The organism is Actinomyces capricornis (assembly GCF_019974135.1).
GTDB classification, from domain to species: Bacteria; Actinomycetota; Actinomycetes; order Actinomycetales; family Actinomycetaceae; genus Actinomyces; species Actinomyces capricornis.
The window spans coordinates 1,690,112-1,707,336 of record NZ_AP025017.1 but is presented as its reverse complement, the minus strand read 5'-3'; the positions used below and the strand labels follow the sequence as shown (position 1 = coordinate 1,707,336).

The window sequence follows — 17,225 nt, the reverse complement described above, 5'->3', positions numbered from 1 at the left end:
CAGGCCTGGGATGCACGAGATCTGCCTGGGGCATGCCCCGTCTCGGAGTCCGACCCGGGCTACGGGGAGACCTTCTCGGGCGGGGTGAGGGCGCTCGGGGTCTGGCGCACCACCGGCACATGAGGTAAGGATGACCTTATGAGCGACGCCGAGACCCCTGCCCCCGACCTTCCCGCCGGCTCCGTGGCCCGGGTGCCCACGCAGCGCCCGGCCCGCTACGGCAAGCAGCTGGTCAGCCACATGGGACGCAAGATCACCGCCTCCTGGGATGAGCGGGCCTCCACCGGCGCCCTGGCCTTCGACCGCGAGGGTCGGGTGACCGGAGTGGTGGAGCTGTCCTGCGAGCCGGAGGCCCTGGTGCTGCGCCTGCGCACCGACGACGAGCACCTGGCAGGCCTGGAGCAGGTGGTGGGCATCCACCTGGCGCGCTTCGGCGCCAAGGAGGCCATGGCGGTGTCCTGGGCCCGTCAGGACGGGACCGAGGGCACCACCCAAGGGCCACTGGGCCCGCAGGACCTGGAGCGCATGCGCGCCGAGCGCGAGGCCCGGCGCAGGGCTGCGCAGGTGGACTGATCGGCCGGCGCCGCCCGTGTGGCGCCCAGGCCTCAGCGATAGGACCGCCGCCGGGGCGCCGCCTCACGCCGGGGCCAGGACTCAGGCCGCGTGCGTGATCTCCCCGGCCGGCTCGCCCACGCGCAGCATGAGCAGGAGCCCGACGACGAGCACGGTGATGATGCCCAGAACCCCCCAGTAACCGGCGCCCGGCCCCACCACCCGGGTCCCCAGGGCGACGAACAGGGCGTACATGGCGGGGGCCATGAAGGACACCGCACGCCCGGTGGTCGCGTAGAGCCCGAAGATCTCCCCCTCCTTGCCCTCGGGGATGAGGCGGGCCAGGAAGGAGCGCGCCGCGGACTGGGCCGGGCCCACGCAGCCCGAGAGGATCAGGCCCAGCACCCAGAAGGCGAGGGGTCCGGCGTCGTGCAGGAGGAACACGAGGAATCCGGCGATGACCAGCACGGTGAGGCTGCCCAGGATGACCTTGCGGGCCCCGATGAGGTCATCGAGGCGGCCCGCGGCGATGGTGGTGATACCGGCGACGATGTTGGCGACGATGGCGAAGATGATGACCTGGTCGGAGGAGAAGCCGAAGGTGTTGCGGGCGAGGATGCCGCCGTAGGTGAAGACCCCGGCCAGCCCGTCGCGGAAGACCGCGGCGGCCAGGAGGAACCACAGGACCTCGGGGTGGTGGCGGTGCAGGTTGACCAGGGTGCCCCACAGCCGCTTGTAGGACGAGAGCAGGGAGTCGCGTGCCGCCTGCGGGTCCGGCCTCGCCCCGGCAGCCTGGGTCGCTGGCGTTGCCTGCGGGACGCCGTCTGGCAGGCGTGCCCGACGGCGCATGCCGCGGCTGGACTGGGTGAGGAGCACGGGGATGGCGCTGATGCCGAACCAGGCGGCGGCGATGAGCATGGAGACCCGGACGTTGAGGCCCTTCTCGCCGGTGACGCCGAGCCATCCGACCTCGGGGGCGATGAATCCGACGTAGAGGATGAGCAGCAGGACGATGCCGCCGATGTAGCCCATCCCCCACCCCAGGCCGGAGACGGCCCCCACGCGGTCCTTGGTGGCCAGGTGGCTGAGCAGCCCGTTGTAGTTGACCGAGGCCAGCTCGAAGAATACGTTGCCCAGGCCCAGCAGGGTGATGCCCAGCCACAGGTAGCCGGGCTCGGGCAGGACGAAGAAGAGGGCCGCGGAGACGGCCACCACCACCATGGTGTAGACGCCGAGCCACAGGACGGTGCGGCCCGAGCGGTCCGAGCGCTGCCCGGTGACCGGGGCCAGCAGGGCGATGACGGCCCCGGCGATCGCCAGCCCCACGCTCAGGGCGGTCTCGTTGCCGGCCTTGTCCCCGAAAGGCTCACTGACGAGGTAGACGGTGAAGACGAAGGTGGTGATGACCGCATTGAAGGCGGCCGACCCCCAGTCCCACAGCCCCCAGGCGAACACGAGCCAGGACATCAGGGGGGTGGGGCGGTCGGCCGGAGCGGGCGGCCGCGCGGAGGGCAGGCTCATGGAAGGAACCCTACGGTGCCCAGGCGGCCCACACCGCACGATGAGACCGATGAGGGCCCACCCCGGCCCTCCACCGGACCGCGCCCTGACGATGATCAGTATTGCCACGGGACCCCAGCGGGATTGAGTATAGAAGAGCCGTCAGGGTCCAACGCGGCCAGGCACCTATCGAGGCGCCTGCTTCCGCTCGGAGCCATCACGGCGGAATCATCCGCCGGCACTATCCTTCACTATCCTCCGATCGGACACGGGGTCATCATGCCCACTCCAGATAAGAACATCGGCTACGCCCTGGCATGGCTCATCCTGGGAATCGGTGTGTCAGGGGCCATCATCATCGCCTCCATCACCTTCAGCATGGACCTGCACGGCCCGCGAGGGCTGTGGATACCGGCTCTGCTCTGCATCCCCACCATCCTCCAGTGCGCAGCGGCATACCACCTCAAGCGAGTCATCGGAGCATTTCGGCGCAGGGACCCCTTCCACCCCACCGACGATGCTTCGCGCTGAGGGGCACGCACTCGGGGATGCGCCGCCGTTCCTCGCTTCTGCGGTGCGGCGGGGGCCGCGAGATCAGGTGGGCGCAGGCGCCCCGGGGGTTACTGCCGGGCAACTGAAGGTACTGACACATATCAGTCTTCCGCCATCGCGCCCGCCCGGGACAGACTGCCCTGCATGAGGCTCCGGGGCCGTGCGCCGGTGGAGCCCAGGCGACGACGCCGCATATCGGAAGGATCTCGCATGACAACAGTGAATGAATCCCTGCGCCGCAGGGGCGTGACCGGGCTGGTCATGGCACTCATGGTGGGACTGATCCCCGCCCTCTCACCGATCGCACCCGCACATGGGCAGGAGGATCCCCCCGCCCAGGACTCAGCGGGCTCGACCGCGGTGACAGCCCCCACCTCCTTCGGCAGATCGGCGGAACCGGTTTCTCAGCAGGCCCAGCCCGCAGCATCTGACTACAGCCCGGATGAGGAGGTCCTGAGTTACTGGACCCCGGAGCGACTCGCCTCGGCCACGCCCTACACGCCGGAGTCCGCCTCCGCCTCCATGGCCGCGGCATCACCGGCGCAGGTGCCACAGGACCCGGGATCGGGGTCGAGTTCCAGTTCAACGGATCCTGACGGCAGGATCGAGCCCGTCGCACCGCAGCCCCAAGGCGGCGCAGCAGCCCAGCCCAGGATTCAGGGCAAGCTGTTCTTCAACGGCTACGGATTCGACAACAGCTACTGCTCCGCCTCCGTGGTCAACACACCGACGAAGCGTGTGGTCATCACCGCGGGGCACTGCGTCTACGACCAGCAGCATGGGTGGATGAAGAATGTCGTCTTCGTCCCCGACTACGACGTCAATGGCTCGGACCCCGACCCTGCGGGAATCTGGACCGCACGCTCACTGCGCGCCTTCGACACCTGGATCGCGGACAATCAAGCCGTCGCCAACGATGTCGGCTTCGTGACGCTCAACGACGGCGGGGATGCCAACCAACCGGTCGCCCAGGCCGTGGGTGCATACGGGCTCGCCTGGGGCGGCAGCCACGAGTTCCAGTCCACGATCTTCGGCTACCCGAGCAATCTCACCAACCCTGATGGCAGGTATGCCAGCCACAGCTGCCAGGACTCAACCACCTCATCGGTGCCTCCGGGCTTCCAGGACACCATGGTCTCAGTGGACTCCTGCAACTTCGGTCCTGGCGCCTCGGGCGGCCCCTGGCTCTACCGCTACGACGCCACCACTGAACTGGGCTATGTCAGGAGCGTGACCTCCCTGTGGTTCCAGGTCACAGGGCAGAACTGGGCCCCCTACTTCTCCGAGAATGTCAAGAAGATGCTGGATGAGACGACCTGGGACTGATCATCCGCCTCAACTCTCCCAGAGAGCGGGGAACGCCGGGGTCAGGATTCACCGACCCCGGCGTTCCCCGCATATGCCGCGATGAGCTCTGTTCTGGCATGGAAGCCCAGACGGCGAAGGACATCGGAGACGTAGACGCGCACCGTGTTCTCCGTCAGGCCCAGGAGCCGGGCGATGTGGTGGTTGCTCGCGCCGGCGATCACCTGCGTGTAGACCTTCCACAGTCGTGGCGGAAGGCTCTCGGCCCGCTGCGCCAGTTCCTCTTGAACCCGGCTCGCTCCCGCTCCGTGGACAAGGGCGTTGATGAGGACGTTCATGGCGCCCTGTGAGAGAACATGGTCCCCGTGGTGGGCCACTCGACGCAGGTAGGCCACGATCTCCTCAACGGGGCAGTCCTTCGTCAGGAATCCCGTGGCTCCAGCGCTGAAGGCCTCCCGCAGCACTGCGGCGGTGCAGTGGGAGGCCAGCATGACCACCGCCACGTCCCCGCGTCGCTCCTGGAAGCTCCGGACCACTGCGGGCCCATCAATAGAAGGTGGATCGACATCAAGAAGGACGACATCCAGCGCACCCTCCTTATGCTGACCACGCCCCGCACTGCTCTTCTCCAGCCGGGCGAGCGCTGAGGCCTTGCTGTTCTCGATAGCGATCACCTGCGCACCATGAGTGGCGTCGATCTCGCGGGCAAGGGCCACGGGCTGGGCTCCACCCTCGGTGACCAGCATCATGGCAACCACTATCCGTCCTCGCCTTCTCTCAGTACTTCGCAAGGTAGCGGACCGCCTCTCCCGACGTTCCGTCCACGTCCACTTCCTGCATTTACCACCCGACCTCCTCCCATCCAGAGGATGTCACCCATGGCTGATACTGGCAAGTCCCCGGATCAACGAGGCGCATCTGCTCCGCATCACACAGCATGCCCACCCCGACCAGCCATCGGTCGGGAAAGAGACAGAAAAGACTCAGCGAGGACTCCCGCCCTTCTCACGGCGCTCCTGGCGGCGTTCCCTCACCTGCTGGGAGAGGCGCTCGACATCCTCTGCGAAGTACTCCCGCGTCATCGCCCTGGCCTCAACATCAATGGCCCGCGTCTGCGCATCCGGAGTCTTATCCTTCCACGGCCTCTCCAGAGCGGCGATGAACACCCAGAGCGCCAAGCACGTGACCAGCACGGTGCCGCGACCTCCCCCTAGGATGAGGCCGACGATAAGGCCCGCGGGCACCGGGCTCACCAGACCCAGAGCAACGGCGCACCATGGTGGCACGCTCACGGCATTGAGCCGCACGGCGACTCCGCGAGTGATGAACCCATCGACCAGCTCCCGCACCAGCGCGGCCACTCCCGCAGCGCAAAGAACGAGGACCAGACGAGTGAACCCGAAGGGCTGACCGCTGAGCAGCACCCACAGGAGCAGTGCGATCGCGAGGACCACGCCCTGCATCACTGTCATGATGAATCGGCCCAGCACAAAGCCCCAGAGAGGAGCGGGAGGCAACGGCGAAAGCGCAGTGTCGGCAGGTGCCATGAGGATTCTCCCCCTAGGCTGGATCAGCCGAAGCAGGCATTCGTTACCCCCTCGAGACCCAGGAGCATCTCAATGACCTTCGCACCCTCCTCAGTGATCTCCGGATTCTCAACGAAGGCCCTTCCATCCTTCAGCGCATCGATGATCGCAGTGACGCTGCGGTACAGCCTCCACAACTGCTTCAGCCACCCAACGACCTTGACGACTGGAATTCCGTACTGGACGATGACCTTCGCAACCTCCCAAACGCAGGCAGCCCAGTTGAATGCTGGAACCGCGCTATCACTGGTGGACACGCTGTTGACGCTCGTCAGGCCGTCGAGCTGAGCGGTCAACTGCGCCTCATAGTCGCCACCCCGGGTCGGTGTCTGCCGCTTCAAGTCTTCTGGGAGCGCATCCAACTCCGAGATGATTTTCAGGAACTGCTCATCCTCTGCGGTCAAGGCAGCCCCAGGAGCAGTAGCTCCTGCCACATGCCCGGGTTGCTGCTGGCCCATGCTGCAGGGGCGACCAGTAGACCAGCGCCGGTGAGGGCGGCGATCTTGGAGAACTCTCGACGTTTCATCATTCCTCCTCTGTTCCCGTGAAGAGCCCGCTTGGCTTCTACACAGAGACCCTACGAAGAGTGGTGCGATGGGTCACTACTGATGATGATCAATAGGAGCGGCCAACGAGGACCTCGGCCAGGGCCAGGTCGGTGGGGGTGGTGATCTTCAGGGCCATCTGGTCCCCCGGCACCACCACCACACTGCCGCCGGCCGCCTCCACCAGGCCCGCGTCATCGGAGGCCGCCGCGGCCTCATCCTGGGAGCGCCCGGCCCCCAGTCGGTGGGCCTCCAGCAGGGTCCCCAGCGCGAAGCCCTGGGGGGTCTGCACCGCCCTGAGGGGCTCGCGCGACGGGGTGGCCACCACCGGCTCGACGCCCCCGCCCGTCCCAGCGGTGACGTCATCGTGGCCCTCCCGGACCGGCCCGACCTCCTTGATCGTGTCCGACACCGGCAGGGCCGGCACCACCGCCCCGTGGCCGGCACGCACCGCCGCCACCACCCGCCGGATCACCTCAGGCGGAGTCAGGGCCCGGGCGGCGTCGTGGACCAGCACCACCTGCGCCGTCGGCATCACCCCCAGGACCGCCTCCAGGCCCAGGGCCACCGAAGCTTGGCGGGAGGCGGCGGAGCCGGCCACCACCTCCACCGGCTGCTCGGCCGCCCCGGCCACTTCAGCCATCTCCCGCCGAAAGCGATCGACGTCGTCGGGCGGGGCGGTGATGATGAGGCCGTCCACAACGCCGGAGTCGAGAAGCCCGCCAGCGGCCCTGCGCAGGAGGCTGATCCCTCCCACCGGTACCAGGGCCTTGGGCCCGCCCGCCCCCAGGCGGGTTCCTGAGCCCGCAGCAGTGAGAATGGCGGCCACGGCGCCCTCAGGAGGACGGGGAGCGACTGAGGCATTCACGCGGAAAGGCTATCGCCTTACCGGCCTGCCAACGGCGCCCTCAGTCCCGGGGACACCCGGGAGGGGATGCGGGGAAAGCCGGGAGTCAGGAGGCCAGGACCTCGTCCAGGCGGGACTCGGCCTCCTCCTCGGCGGTCTTCTGCGCCAGGGCCAACTCGGAGACGAGGATCTGACGGGCCTTGGCCAGCATGCGCTTCTCACCGGCGGACAGGCCGCGGTCGGTGTCGCGGCGGGAGAGGTCACGCACCACCTCGGCCACCTTGATGACGTCGCCGGAGGCGATCTTCTCCTGGTTGGCCTTGAAGCGGCGCGACCAGTTCGTGGGCTCCTCGGTCAGGGGGGCGCGCAGGACGTCGAAGACCTTCTCCAGGCCCGACTCGTCGACGACGTCGCGCACGCCGATGAGCTCCACGCTCTCGGCGGGCACGAGGATCGTCAGGTCCCCCTGGGCGACTTCCAACTGCAAATAGGTCTTGGACTCACCACGGACCTTGCGCTGCCGGATGTCGATGATCCGGGCAGCACCGTGGTGGGGATAGACAACAGTCTCTCCGACTTCAAAGGTCATGGGAATGACACTCCAGTTTGATAGTGGAGCCCTAGTTTATCAGGGGATACCGCGCAAAGACCGGGGAGGTATCTCACAAGAGCCCGCCCCGGCCACCCGGCCTGCCGCCCCGGCCGGTGCACCCCGGCCGCGGCGCTCCGGCCCCGCCCTCAGCCGGCCACGAGCTTGTAGCCCAGCCCCCGCACCGTGGTGAGCATGACGGGGTGGGAGGGGTCGCGCTCGATCTTGGCGCGGATGCGCTTGACGTGGACGTCGAGGGTCTTGGTGTCCCCCACGTAGTCGGCCCCCCAGACGCGCTCGATGATCTGGGAGCGGGTGAGCACCCGGTCGGGGTTGCGCAGGAACAGCTCCAGGAGCTCGAACTCGCGCAGGGGCATCTCCACGCCCTGGTCGCGCACGCGCACCTCGTGGCGCTCGACGTCCATGGAGACCTCCCCCACCGCCAGCAGCGTCTGGTTGTCCTTGACCTCATGGCTGGTGCGGCGCAGCACCGCCCCCATCCGGGCCACGAGCTCGCGGTAGGAGTAGGGCTTGGTGACGTAGTCATCGGCACCGATCTCCAGGCCCACGATCTTGTCCACCTCGGAGTCCTTGGCGGTGAGCATGATGACCGGCACCGTGGAGCTGCGCCGGATCTGCTTGCACACCTCCACCCCGCCCATCCGCGGCAGCATGAGATCCAGCAGCACCAGGTCGATGGCCCCCGGCCCCCCGACCCGCCCCGCCTCCTCGAAGCGCTCGACGGCGAGCACCCCGTCCTCCGCGGTGACGACCTCGTAGCCGTCGCGCCTGAGCTGGAACGCCAGCGGGTCCCGGTAGTTCTCCTCGTCCTCGACAAGAAGGATGCGGGTCATGAGCCACTCCTGTCCGAATCAGCCGCCCTATCGCCCCGACCGTCCTGCGTCCGGGAGCCACCATTGTGCCCCGTGCCGCCGGCCTGCCGACCCGACGACGGCGCCGGCTCCACTACTGTCTCCACGGCCGGCTCCCCTACTGGCCCCACTGCTGTCTCCGCCGCGGGGTCCAGCCCGGCCCGCCCCTCGACTCCCGGCTCGGGCCGCAGGCGCGGCAGGACCAGGGTGAAGGTGGAGCCCCGTCCCGGTGCGGACCACAGCTCCACCGTGCCGCCGTGGTCGGCGGCCACGTGCTTGACGATGCTCAGGCCCAGCCCCGTGCCTCCCGTGGCGCGCGAGCGGGCCTTGTCCACGCGGTAGAAGCGCTCGAAGACCCGCTCCTGATCGGCCTTGGGGATGCCGATGCCCTGGTCCACCACGGCGATGCGCACCAGGTCGGCATCGGAGGGGTCCAGCGAGACGCCCACGGAGACGCGGGTGCGCGGCCCGGAGTAGCGGATGGCGTTGTCCAGCAGGTTGCGCACCGCAGTGGTGATGAGCGCGGCGTCGCCCCGCACCCGCAGGCCCCGGCGCCCTCCGGAGACCAGTTCGACCTGCTGGCCCTCGGCCTCCACCCGCACCCGGTCCAGGGCCTCGGCCACCACGGCGTCGAGCTCGACGTCCTCGGGCTCGGCCAGGGCATCGCCCTCCTGGAGCCGGGAGAGCTCGATGATCTCCTGGACCAGCACCCCCAGGCGCTTGGCCTCCTTGCGCATCCGGCCCGCGTAGTCGCGCACGTGCTCGGGGTCCTCCGCGCCCGCCTCCACGGTCTCCGCCAGCAGCGAAATCGCGCCGACGGGGGTCTTGAGCTCGTGGGAGACATTGGCGACGAAGTCGCGGCGCATGGCCTCCACCCGCTTCGCGGCGGTGCGGTCCTCCACGAGGATGAGGATGCGCCCCTGGCCGATGCCGGCCACCCGCACCTGGAGGTGGAACTGCCCGGCCCCGGCCACCGGCCCGCGGGCCACCGTGACCTCGGCGTCCTCGGCCACCCCCGTGGCGCGCACGCGCGAGACCATCGCGGCGATGGTCGGGTCGGCCACGGCGTCGCCGCGCAGGATCGCGAAGGTGTAGGCGCCGGCCGAGGCACGCAGGACGTCGTCGTCATCATCGAGCACCACCACCGTGGAGCGCAGCGCTGCCAGCACGGGGATGGCGCCATCCATATCCGGCAGGGAGCCCGAGGCGGGCCGGGAGGCACGACGGCGGTCGCGCTCGGACAGGCCGAAGGCCAGGCCCGCCGCGGTTCCGACGGCCACACCCACCAGCGCAACCAGGATCAGCAGCCAAACGGGGTCCACGGCCCTAGGGTAGGAGGTCGGGGACGGACTGCGCGAGATCATGCTCCTGTCAAGAGCCCGACCGGGACGGCGTTCACCTCCCGGGCGCCCGGCCTGCCCCGGCCGTTCACCTTCGCGGCGCACACTGGGCGCCGTTGTCCTCGCCCCGACCGGCCCCGGTCCACCAGCCAGACCTCGACAGCCCCGCACCCAACCGACCTCATCACCGCACCGACGAACAGGAGTCGCCACATGCGCGATATCTTCAATCAGGAGCTCAAGCAGCTGGGCTCCGATCTTGAGTCCATGGCCAATCAGGTGGCCACCGCCATCGAGCGCGCCAGTGAATCCCTGCGCCACAGCGATATCGTCATCGCCGAGCAGGTCATCGACGCCGATGAGCGCATCAATGACCTCCAGCGAGACATCGACGACCTGTGCGTCATGCTCCTGGCCCGCCAGCAGCCGGTAGCCGGGGACCTGCGCAATGTCATCTCCGCCCTGCGCATGTCCCAGACCCTGGAGCGCCAGGGCGACCTGGCCCGGCATATCGCCGCCATCGCCCGAGGCCGCTACCCCGAGCCTCCCGTGCCCGAGCCGGTGCTCGGCCTCATCCTCCAGATGGCCGACCTGGCCGTCCGCGCGGGCAAGGACGTGGCCCGACTGGTCTCCACCCGCGACCTGGACCTGGCCGCCACCATCCAGGCCGACGACGCCCAGCTCGACGCCCTGCACCGCCAGTCCTTCCAGATGATCCTGGACCCGGCCCATGAGATGAGCCGCCAGCAGGTCATCGACGCGGTGCTCATGGGGCGCTTCCTGGAGCGCTTCGGGGACCACTCCACCTCCGTGGCCCGCCGCGTGGCCTACCTCGTCTCGGGGGCCAGCATGCCGGGCACGCACGACGCCGAGGACGCCGACGCCCTGCACGCCTGAGCCGGTCCGCCTGGCAACGGCGGGCGGCACCGGACTACGAGGTCCGGCGCCGCCCGCCGTCGCTAGGGGCCTGCGGCCCTCAGGCTCACTTGCCCTGGTTGGCCACGGCCGCGATCTTGGCCTCGGCCTCGGGGTCGAGGTAGCGCCCGCCCTTCTTCAGGGGCTTGAGGGTCTCCTCGTCGAGCTCGTAGACCAGCGGGATGCCCGTGGGGATGTTGACCTCGGCGATGTCCTCATCGGAGATGCCGTCCAGGTGCTTGACGATGGCCCGCAGGGAGTTGCCGTGGGCGGCGATCATGATGGTCTTGCCCGTCTTGATCTCGGGGACGATGGTCTCCTCCCAGTAGGGCAGGAGGCGCTCCAGGACATCCTTGAGGCACTCGGTGGCCGGGATCGGCTCGCCTGCGTAGCGGGGGTCGGCGTCCTGGGAGAACTCGCTGCCCAACTCGATGGCGGGCGGGGGGACGTCGTAGGAGCGGCGCCAGAGCATGAACTGCTCATCGCCGTACTCATCGCGGATCTCCTTCTTGTTCTTGCCCTGCAGGGCGCCGTAGTGGCGCTCGTTGAGGCGCCAGTGGCGCTCGACGGGGATCCAGTGGAGGTCGGCGGCGTCCAGGGCCAGGTTGGCGGTCATGATGGCGCGACGCAGCATCGAGGTGAAGAGCTTCTCAGGCAGGACTCCCGCCTCCTTGAGCAGCTCGCCTCCATGGGAGGCCTCCGCGCGGCCCTTGTCCGACAGGGGGACGTCGACCCAGCCGGTGAAGAGGTTCTTAGCATTCCATTCGCTCTCGCCATGGCGGAGCAGTACCAGGGTGTAAGCCATGGCTCTATCCTGCCAGGCCCGGCACGATGGCGCGAGGCCCTCGGTCCCAGCGGCACGGCCCGGCGGCGCAGGATGTCCCTGCGCCGCCGGGCCGTGGTCCGCGCCGTGCGCGACGGCGCGCGGCTCAGTGAGCGTTCTTGTAGGCCTCGCGGATCTCAGCCGAGACACGGCCGCGGTCAGAGACCTCGATGCCCTGGGAGCGCGCCCACTCACGGATCTTCTGAGTGTCGGAGGCACCAGCAGGACGACGGCGGCCAGTCGTGCGGCGTCCGCCAGTACGGCGGGCCTTGCTGACCCACTCCTCAAATGACTCACGCAGAGCGGCCGCGTGCTCCTCATTGAGGTCGATCTCGTAGCTGACACCGTCGAGAGCGAAGGTGATGGTCTGACTGGCCTCGGAGCCGTCAACGTCGTCGACCAGGATGACCTGAGTTTTCTGCGCCATGATTCCCCATTCGGATCGGAAGGCGGGATCACCTGAGACGAATCCCGCGCGGGTTGATGCAAGAGTAAATGCAAGATCGGAATCTTGCAACACCGCCGCCCCTTATGCCAGGACTCTTTCAGCCTCACGTCGAGGCGGCTCCCAGCGCGGGACGGTTTCCTCTCCGTCCCCTAAGCCCCCACCCCGATGAGGCCTCACCTGGATGGCGCCTACCAGTCTCGCCTTCCCGGCAATAAGGGGACTCCTGCGATCCATCGCGGGGACAACCGATTCCAGGGGCTTGACCGATAGGCGCCAGGGCCTCACGCGCGACCACGAGCAACTCAGGATCATCACAGCGCGCGCACGGGCGCATCTAGAACCGCCGCGAGTGCGCGAGGGCGGGGCACTGTTCTGCGCTGGGCGCACAGTCCCGAGAGGCAACGTCGGGTGCGCCGTTTGAGCACACCGACGGCATGCAGGCGGGGATGACGCACAGGGAAGCCCCGGGAGAGACATCCCGGGGCTTGCTGGAGCCGCCTGTGGGAATCGAACCCACGACCTATTCATTACGAGTGAATCGCTCTGCCGACTGAGCTAAGGCGGCACGCGCGTAGCGCGGCGAGTTGAAGATACAGCGACATGCGCTCCTAGCGCAATCTGGATCCACGGGGGTCTGTCGTGGTGCTGGACACAGCATCGCGCCGGCACCACGAGAACCGGCTCCCTTAAGAGTGCCTCGCCCGCGCGCCCACCTGCTAGCCTCCCCGATGACCGCTGTCGGGAAGCAGCCCATGGGCAGGGCGCGGGCACCACAGGGACCGCTCGAGGATCACGGCCAGTGGCGGCGTCGCCTCTGGATTCCGGAGCCCTGACCACGTCAGGGGCTGCCACCGCGGCACCTATCGCAAGGAGTCCTATGACGCACCATTCATCTGGCGGCCGGCCGCTTGGCCGCACGCCGGCCGCAGCCCCCTCCGCACCCGCTCATGCCGCACCGGCCGCACCGGTCCCCGCACTGCGCGACAAGGGGGACGCCGGGTACAACAAGTCACTCAAGAACAGGCACCTGCAGATGATCGCCATTGGCGGCTCGATCGGAACCGGGCTGTTCATGGGTGCGGGCGGACGCCTGGCCCAGGGCGGCGCCGGGCTGATGTTCGCCTACGCCATCTGCGGCGGCTTCGCCTTCCTCATGGTGCGCGCCCTGGGGGAGCTGGCGATCCGGCGTCCCTCATCGGGGGCCTTCGTGTCCTATGCCCGCGAGTTCCTCGGGGAGAAGGGGGCCTTCATCACCGGATGGCTCTTCTTCCTGGACTGGGCCGTCACGGTGATGGCGGACATCACGGCGGTGGCCCTCTACCTGCACTACTGGGGCTCCTTCCAGGCGATCCCGCAGTGGATCCTGGCACTCCTGGCCCTGGTCCTGGTTTTCATCCTCAATATGTTGAACGTGAAAATGTTCGGCGAGGCGGAGTTCTGGTTCGCCCTCATCAAGGTCGGGGCCATCGTGTCCTTCATGCTGGTGGCCATCTGGGCCATCATCACCGGCGCCCACACCGGGCAGGCTGGCTCCGGGCAGGACATCGTCCACTATACGGCCGGAGTGCACAACATCACCGATCACGGGGGCTTCTTCCCCGAGGGCCTCCCGGTGGTCTTCGCCCTGACCCTGGGAGTCGTCTTCGCCTTCGGCGGCACCGAGATGGTGGGAGTGGCCGCGGGTGAGGCTGAGGACGCGGCGAAGGTCCTGCCGAAGGCCATCAACTCGATGATTCTGCGCATCTTCGTTTTCTACGTGGGCTCGGTCATCCTCATGGCGATGGTGTTGCCCTACACCGCCTACTCCTCCCTGCAGTCCCCCTTCGTCACCTTCTTCTCCGGCATCGGCCTCCCCTATGCCGGGGACATCATCCAGGTCGTCGTGCTCACCGCCGCAATGTCCTCCCTCAACGCGGGGCTGTATGCCACCGGCCGCACCCTGCGCTCCATGGCCGTGGCCGGAGAGGCCCCGGCGATCGCAGCCGGCCTCAATAAGCACCAGGTGCCCGCCGGCGCGATCGCACTGACCTCCGCCCTGGGCCTTGTGGGTGTGGTGCTCAATGCCTACCTTCCCGGGGACGCCTTCGAGATCGTCATGAACCTGGCGGGGATCGGCATTGCCGGTACCTGGGCGGCCATCCTCATCACGCACCTGGCCTTCCTCAAGCGGGTGAAGGCCGGCCAGGAGCAGCGCCCCGCCTACCGCATGCCCCTGGCGCCCTGGTCGAATTATGCGGCCCTCCTCTTCTTCGCCGTCGTGGTGGCCGCCAACATCACCAGCACGAGCGGGCGGTGGACACTGGCGCTCTTCGGCGTCGTCGTGGTCATGATGGTGGCCGGCTGGTACCTGGTGCGGGGCAGGATCCGGGGCGATCTGCTCGACGAGGTCCTGGCCGAGGAGTAGGAGGAGAAAACCATGCGCATTCACATCACGTACACCGGAGGCACGATCGGAATGATCGACTCCCCGCGGGGCCTGGTCCCCGGGGCCGACCTTGAGGGTTGGCTGGCCGCCCTGCTGGAAGGAACGGAACTGGCGGACTCTGTGACGATGACCAGCCTGGAGCCGCTCATCGACTCCTCCAATGCCACCCCCGAGTCCTGGCAGGCGATCATCGACGATCTGCGCGCCCACAGCGCCGCCGATCCCGATCGCGCCTTCGTGGTGCTGCACGGCACCGACACCATGGCCTACACCTCGGCCGCGCTGTCCTACGCGCTGACCGACTTCCCCTCCCCGGTGGTCCTCACCGGCTCCCAGCTGCCACTGGGCGAGGTCGGCTCCGACGCCGCAGCGAATGTCACCGGCGCGCTGCGGGCGGCCACCTCGGGCAGGCTGGAGGGCGTTGCCCTGTTCTTCGGCCACCGGCTGCTGGCCGGCAACCGGGCCTCGAAATGCTCCTCGTGGGACTTCGAGGGCTTCGAGTCCCCCAGCGCCGCGCCCCTGGCCGTCACCGGAGCGCCCTGGCGGTGGACCCCACGGGCCGAGTCGGGTCAGGGCTGGCCGAGCCCGGCGCCCTATACGCGCCACGACGTCGTCGTGCTCGACATGGCCCCGGGCATCACCGCCGCCCGATTGGAGGCGCTGCTGGCCCCCGCCCCCGAGGCGGTCATCCTGCGCGCCTTCGGGGTGGGCAATGTGCCCAGCCAGGAGCCGGGCCTGGTCGAGGTCCTCCAGGAGATCATCGCCCAGGGGACCGCCGTCGTCGTGTCCTCCCAGTGCCAGCAGGCCGAGGTGCTCCTGGGCCACTACGAGGCGGGCGACGCCGTGGCCCGGGCCGGTGCCGTCGGCAGCCGGGACATGACCCTGGAGGCCGTCTACGCCAAGGTGCAGTTCCTCTTGAGCCAAGGGCTGCGCGGGGCCGAGCTGGCCGGGAGGATCGGCCACTCGATCGCCGGTGAGCTGACCCCGTAGCGGCACGCGGCCGGCAGTCCCTCCCGCGCCGCCGGCGCGGACAGGCGGCGGAAAGGCAGCGGACAGGCAGCGGCACACAGCACTGCCAGAGCACTGCGATAGCGGTGGGGCCCACCAGGACTTCCCTGGTGGGCCCCACCGCTGCTGCCTCGCCTGCCGCGGTCATCGCCGCGGGCCTTGAGCACCGCCTGGCCGGTACCTCTACTCCTGCCCGCGGCAGACCGTTCCCTCCTCGGGCAGGGTCCCGGTGAGCAGATAGGTGTCCACCGCCGTGCTCACGCACTTCCCGCCGCGGCCGTAGGCGGCGTGCCCCTGGCCCTCCCAGGTCAGGAGGCGACCGGACTCCAGCTGGGAGGCCAGTGCCTGCGCCCACGGGTAGGGGGTGGCCGGATCGCCGGTGGTGCCCACCACGAGGATGGGCGCGGCGCCGCTGGCCGTGATGGGGGCGCGCTCACGGGTGGACTCGTGCCCCCAGCCCTGGCACATGGCGTCGGAGTAGGCCAGGTCCGCACCGAAGGTGGGGCCGACCTCCTTCAGCTCAGCGGCCTGGGCGTCCCACTGGGCCTCATCCCCCTCCACCGGGTAGTCCAGGCAGTTGATGGCGCCGATCGCCTCATCCCCATTGCCGGAGTAGGTGCCGTCACTGTTGCGCGAGGACAGGGTGTCGGTGATGAGCAGCAGGGTGGAGCCGTCATTCTGCTCCATGGCCTGCTCCAGCCCGGTGGACAGCGTGCTCCACAGCGCGGAGTCGTACAGTGCCCCCAGGATCGCGGAGGCGGCCAGGTCCCGGGTCAGGGGCCGCTTGTCGTCACTGGTGGGGACCGGAGAGGTGCGCGTGACCTCCAGGAAGTCCTGGATCTGCTTGACCCCGGCGTCGGCATCGCCCTTGAGCGGGCACGATCTCCCGGTCTGGCAGTCCTCGACGAAGGCCCGCAGGGCCTTCTCGAAGCCCTCGGCCTGACCGCGGGTGACCTCCGCACCACTGAGCGAGGGGTCCAGGGCCGCGTCGAGTACCAGGCGCCCCACATTGGCGGGGAACAGCTCGGCGTAGGTGGCGCCCAGGTAGGTGCCGTAGGAGTAGCCCAGGTAGGACAGCACGTTCTGCCCCTCCACGGCGCGCAGCACGTCGAGGTCCCTGGCCGCGCTGATGGTGTCGATGTGGTCCAGCAGCCCGGCGGTGGAGGTCTTGGCCTCGCACTTGGCCGCGTCCTCCTGGCCCTGGGCCACCGCCTCCTGGGCCGTGGCCTGCGTGGCCTGGCCGACCTCGCCGCTGCGCTCCTCGTCGAGCTCGGCATCGGTCAGGCAGTCCACGGCGGTGGACTGCCCCACTCCGCGGGGGTCGAAGCCCACGACGTCGTAGTTGTCGAGCAGCTCGCTGGTCATGAGGTTCTCCGCACCGTCCACCAGGTCCAGGCCCGAGCCCCCCGGGCCTCCGGGATTGACGAACAGCGAGCCGATGGACTCCCCGTCGGCGGCCCGCTTCTTCACCGCGATCTCGATGGTCTGCCCCTCGGGCTGCTCATAGTCCAGGGGCACGGTGATGCGAGCACAGGTGTAGCCGGTCTCGGAGGCGGCCTTGGTCATGCCCTCGCCCTTCTCGCAGGGCTGCCAGTCGACCTTCTGGTTGTAGAACCGCTCCAGGCCCTCGGGGATGGCGGCGGCCTGCTGGGATGAGGGCGGGGTCGGGGTGATGTCCGCCGCCTTGTCCTGGCAGGCGGCGAGTCCCGTACATGCCAGGGCGACGACGAAGGCAGCGGCAAGGCGGCGCTGCGGGCGCAGTATCGAGATGGTCACGACCGCAGCCTACGGCGATCGGGCCACGCCCTCCTCCTCCTTGAGAGGGACTCTTGCCCCCACGCGCCTCGTCCCCAGGCGCCGCCCTCCTTCTCGGGGAGGAGGAACGCGTCTCGCCCTGCGCCCCGGGCGCCGTGGCATC

18 protein-coding genes and 1 tRNA gene are annotated in these 17,225 nt (G+C 68.9%); 6 read left to right on the top strand and 13 right to left on the bottom strand.

What is annotated here, in order from left to right; all coding sequences use genetic code 11:
- Window positions 1–138: 138 nt before the first annotated feature.
- A complete protein-coding gene (locus MANAM107_RS06870) occupies window positions 139–573 on the top strand; it encodes a DUF2218 domain-containing protein (RefSeq protein WP_223906619.1) in 435 nt (144 codons plus the stop codon).
- A gap of 81 nt (window positions 574–654) precedes the next feature.
- Here the strand turns inward: MANAM107_RS06870 and MANAM107_RS06865 are convergent, their stop codons facing one another.
- Window positions 655–2,073 (bottom strand): MFS transporter, encoded by a 1,419-nt coding sequence (locus tag MANAM107_RS06865; protein WP_263421874.1) that lies wholly within the window; start codon window positions 2,071–2,073, stop codon window positions 655–657.
- Between the two features lie 258 nt (window positions 2,074–2,331).
- Here MANAM107_RS06865 and MANAM107_RS06860 point away from each other — a divergent pair, with 258 nt between their 5' ends.
- Window positions 2,332–2,583, top strand: a complete 252-nt coding sequence (locus tag MANAM107_RS06860; protein WP_223906615.1) for a hypothetical protein — start codon at window positions 2,332–2,334, stop codon at window positions 2,581–2,583.
- Between the two features lie 231 nt (window positions 2,584–2,814).
- A complete protein-coding gene (locus tag MANAM107_RS06855) occupies window positions 2,815–3,930 on the top strand; it encodes a trypsin-like serine peptidase (RefSeq protein WP_223906612.1) in 1,116 nt (371 codons plus the stop codon).
- A 41-nt stretch (window positions 3,931–3,971) separates the two neighbouring features.
- Here MANAM107_RS06855 and MANAM107_RS06850 read toward each other — a convergent pair whose 3' ends face one another.
- From MANAM107_RS06850 to MANAM107_RS06820, 8 genes are all read right to left on the bottom strand, one after another.
- Window positions 3,972–4,658: a response regulator gene (locus tag MANAM107_RS06850; RefSeq protein WP_223906610.1), complete on the bottom strand. Its 687-nt coding sequence runs from the start codon at window positions 4,656–4,658 to the stop codon at window positions 3,972–3,974.
- Window positions 4,659–4,892: 234 nt separating this feature from the next.
- Entirely contained in the window at window positions 4,893–5,456 is a 564-nt protein-coding gene (locus tag MANAM107_RS06845; protein ID WP_223906607.1) for a hypothetical protein, read from the bottom strand.
- 23 nt (window positions 5,457–5,479) lie between these two features.
- A complete protein-coding gene (locus MANAM107_RS06840) occupies window positions 5,480–5,899 on the bottom strand; it encodes a hypothetical protein (protein WP_223906604.1) in 420 nt (139 codons plus the stop codon).
- On the bottom strand, window positions 5,896–6,021 hold the full coding sequence (locus MANAM107_RS13095) for a hypothetical protein (RefSeq protein ID WP_263421873.1): 126 nt from the start codon (window positions 6,019–6,021) through the stop codon (window positions 5,896–5,898). Before MANAM107_RS13095 ends, MANAM107_RS06840 begins: the two co-directional genes overlap by 4 nt.
- An 89-nt stretch (window positions 6,022–6,110) precedes the next feature.
- On the bottom strand, window positions 6,111–6,908 hold the full coding sequence (locus tag MANAM107_RS06835) for an IspD/TarI family cytidylyltransferase (RefSeq protein ID WP_223906601.1): 798 nt from the start codon (window positions 6,906–6,908) through the stop codon (window positions 6,111–6,113).
- Between the two features lie 85 nt (window positions 6,909–6,993).
- Window positions 6,994–7,476, bottom strand: coding sequence for a CarD family transcriptional regulator (locus MANAM107_RS06830; RefSeq protein ID WP_179901761.1), 483 nt, complete (start codon window positions 7,474–7,476; stop codon window positions 6,994–6,996).
- 149 nt (window positions 7,477–7,625) lie between these two features.
- On the bottom strand, window positions 7,626–8,330 hold the full coding sequence (locus tag MANAM107_RS06825) for a winged helix-turn-helix domain-containing protein (protein ID WP_223906597.1): 705 nt from the start codon (window positions 8,328–8,330) through the stop codon (window positions 7,626–7,628).
- On the bottom strand, window positions 8,327–9,670 hold the full coding sequence (locus MANAM107_RS06820; protein ID WP_223906593.1) for a sensor histidine kinase: 1,344 nt from the start codon (window positions 9,668–9,670) through the stop codon (window positions 8,327–8,329). The genes MANAM107_RS06825 and MANAM107_RS06820 overlap by 4 nt, the downstream gene beginning before the upstream one ends.
- A 231-nt stretch (window positions 9,671–9,901) precedes the next feature.
- Here MANAM107_RS06820 and phoU point away from each other — a divergent pair, with 231 nt between their 5' ends.
- Complete coding sequence (gene phoU / locus MANAM107_RS06815) at window positions 9,902–10,585, top strand: phosphate signaling complex protein PhoU (RefSeq protein WP_179900904.1); 684 nt, start codon at window positions 9,902–9,904, stop codon at window positions 10,583–10,585.
- 85 nt (window positions 10,586–10,670) lie between these two features.
- Here the strand turns inward: phoU and MANAM107_RS06810 are convergent, their stop codons facing one another.
- The 3 genes from MANAM107_RS06810 to MANAM107_RS06800 form a co-directional block, all read right to left on the bottom strand.
- A complete protein-coding gene (locus MANAM107_RS06810) occupies window positions 10,671–11,408 on the bottom strand; it encodes a phosphoglyceromutase (RefSeq protein ID WP_179900903.1) in 738 nt (245 codons plus the stop codon).
- Between the two features lie 124 nt (window positions 11,409–11,532).
- Complete coding sequence (locus tag MANAM107_RS06805; protein ID WP_179900902.1) at window positions 11,533–11,853, bottom strand: histone-like nucleoid-structuring protein Lsr2; 321 nt, start codon at window positions 11,851–11,853, stop codon at window positions 11,533–11,535.
- 510 nt (window positions 11,854–12,363) lie between these two features.
- A tRNA-Thr gene (locus MANAM107_RS06800) sits at window positions 12,364–12,439 on the bottom strand.
- Between the two features lie 468 nt (window positions 12,440–12,907).
- On the opposite strand from MANAM107_RS06800, the gene MANAM107_RS06795 reads away from it, so the two are divergent.
- Window positions 12,908–14,278, top strand: coding sequence for an amino acid permease (locus MANAM107_RS06795; protein ID WP_223912932.1), 1,371 nt, complete (start codon window positions 12,908–12,910; stop codon window positions 14,276–14,278).
- A 12-nt stretch (window positions 14,279–14,290) separates the two neighbouring features.
- On the top strand, window positions 14,291–15,289 hold the full coding sequence (locus MANAM107_RS06790) for an asparaginase (protein ID WP_223906590.1): 999 nt from the start codon (window positions 14,291–14,293) through the stop codon (window positions 15,287–15,289).
- Window positions 15,290–15,490: 201 nt separating this feature from the next.
- Here the strand turns inward: MANAM107_RS06790 and MANAM107_RS06785 are convergent, their stop codons facing one another.
- Window positions 15,491–17,083, bottom strand: a complete 1,593-nt coding sequence (locus MANAM107_RS06785) for an alpha/beta hydrolase (protein WP_223906587.1) — start codon at window positions 17,081–17,083, stop codon at window positions 15,491–15,493.
- Window positions 17,084–17,225: the final 142 nt, after the last annotated feature.

Bases quoted from the DNA above. Each gene is read 5' to 3' on its own strand.
- MANAM107_RS06860 (WP_223906615.1), top strand. From the start codon at position 2,332: ATGCCCACTCCAGATAAGAACATCGGCTACGCCCTGGCATGGCTCATC.
- MANAM107_RS06795 (WP_223912932.1), top strand. From the start codon at position 12,908: ATGATCGCCATTGGCGGCTCGATCGGAACCGGGCTGTTCATGGGTGCG.
- MANAM107_RS06810 (WP_179900903.1), bottom strand. From the start codon at position 11,408: ATGGCTTACACCCTGGTACTGCTCCGCCATGGCGAGAGCGAATGGAAT.
- MANAM107_RS13095 (WP_263421873.1), bottom strand. From the start codon at position 6,021: ATGAAACGTCGAGAGTTCTCCAAGATCGCCGCCCTCACCGGCGCTGGT.
- MANAM107_RS06865 (WP_263421874.1), bottom strand. From the start codon at position 2,073: ATGAGCCTGCCCTCCGCGCGGCCGCCCGCTCCGGCCGACCGCCCCACC.
- MANAM107_RS06825 (WP_223906597.1), bottom strand. From the start codon at position 8,330: ATGACCCGCATCCTTCTTGTCGAGGACGAGGAGAACTACCGGGACCCG.
- MANAM107_RS06845 (WP_223906607.1), bottom strand. From the start codon at position 5,456: ATGGCACCTGCCGACACTGCGCTTTCGCCGTTGCCTCCCGCTCCTCTC.
- MANAM107_RS06870 (WP_223906619.1), top strand. From the start codon at position 139: ATGAGCGACGCCGAGACCCCTGCCCCCGACCTTCCCGCCGGCTCCGTG.
- MANAM107_RS06805 (WP_179900902.1), bottom strand. From the start codon at position 11,853: ATGGCGCAGAAAACTCAGGTCATCCTGGTCGACGACGTTGACGGCTCC.
- MANAM107_RS06830 (WP_179901761.1), bottom strand. From the start codon at position 7,476: ATGACCTTTGAAGTCGGAGAGACTGTTGTCTATCCCCACCACGGTGCT.
- MANAM107_RS06790 (WP_223906590.1), top strand. From the start codon at position 14,291: ATGCGCATTCACATCACGTACACCGGAGGCACGATCGGAATGATCGAC.
- MANAM107_RS06855 (WP_223906612.1), top strand. From the start codon at position 2,815: ATGACAACAGTGAATGAATCCCTGCGCCGCAGGGGCGTGACCGGGCTG.
- phoU (WP_179900904.1), top strand. From the start codon at position 9,902: ATGCGCGATATCTTCAATCAGGAGCTCAAGCAGCTGGGCTCCGATCTT.
- MANAM107_RS06850 (WP_223906610.1), bottom strand. From the start codon at position 4,658: ATGATGCTGGTCACCGAGGGTGGAGCCCAGCCCGTGGCCCTTGCCCGC.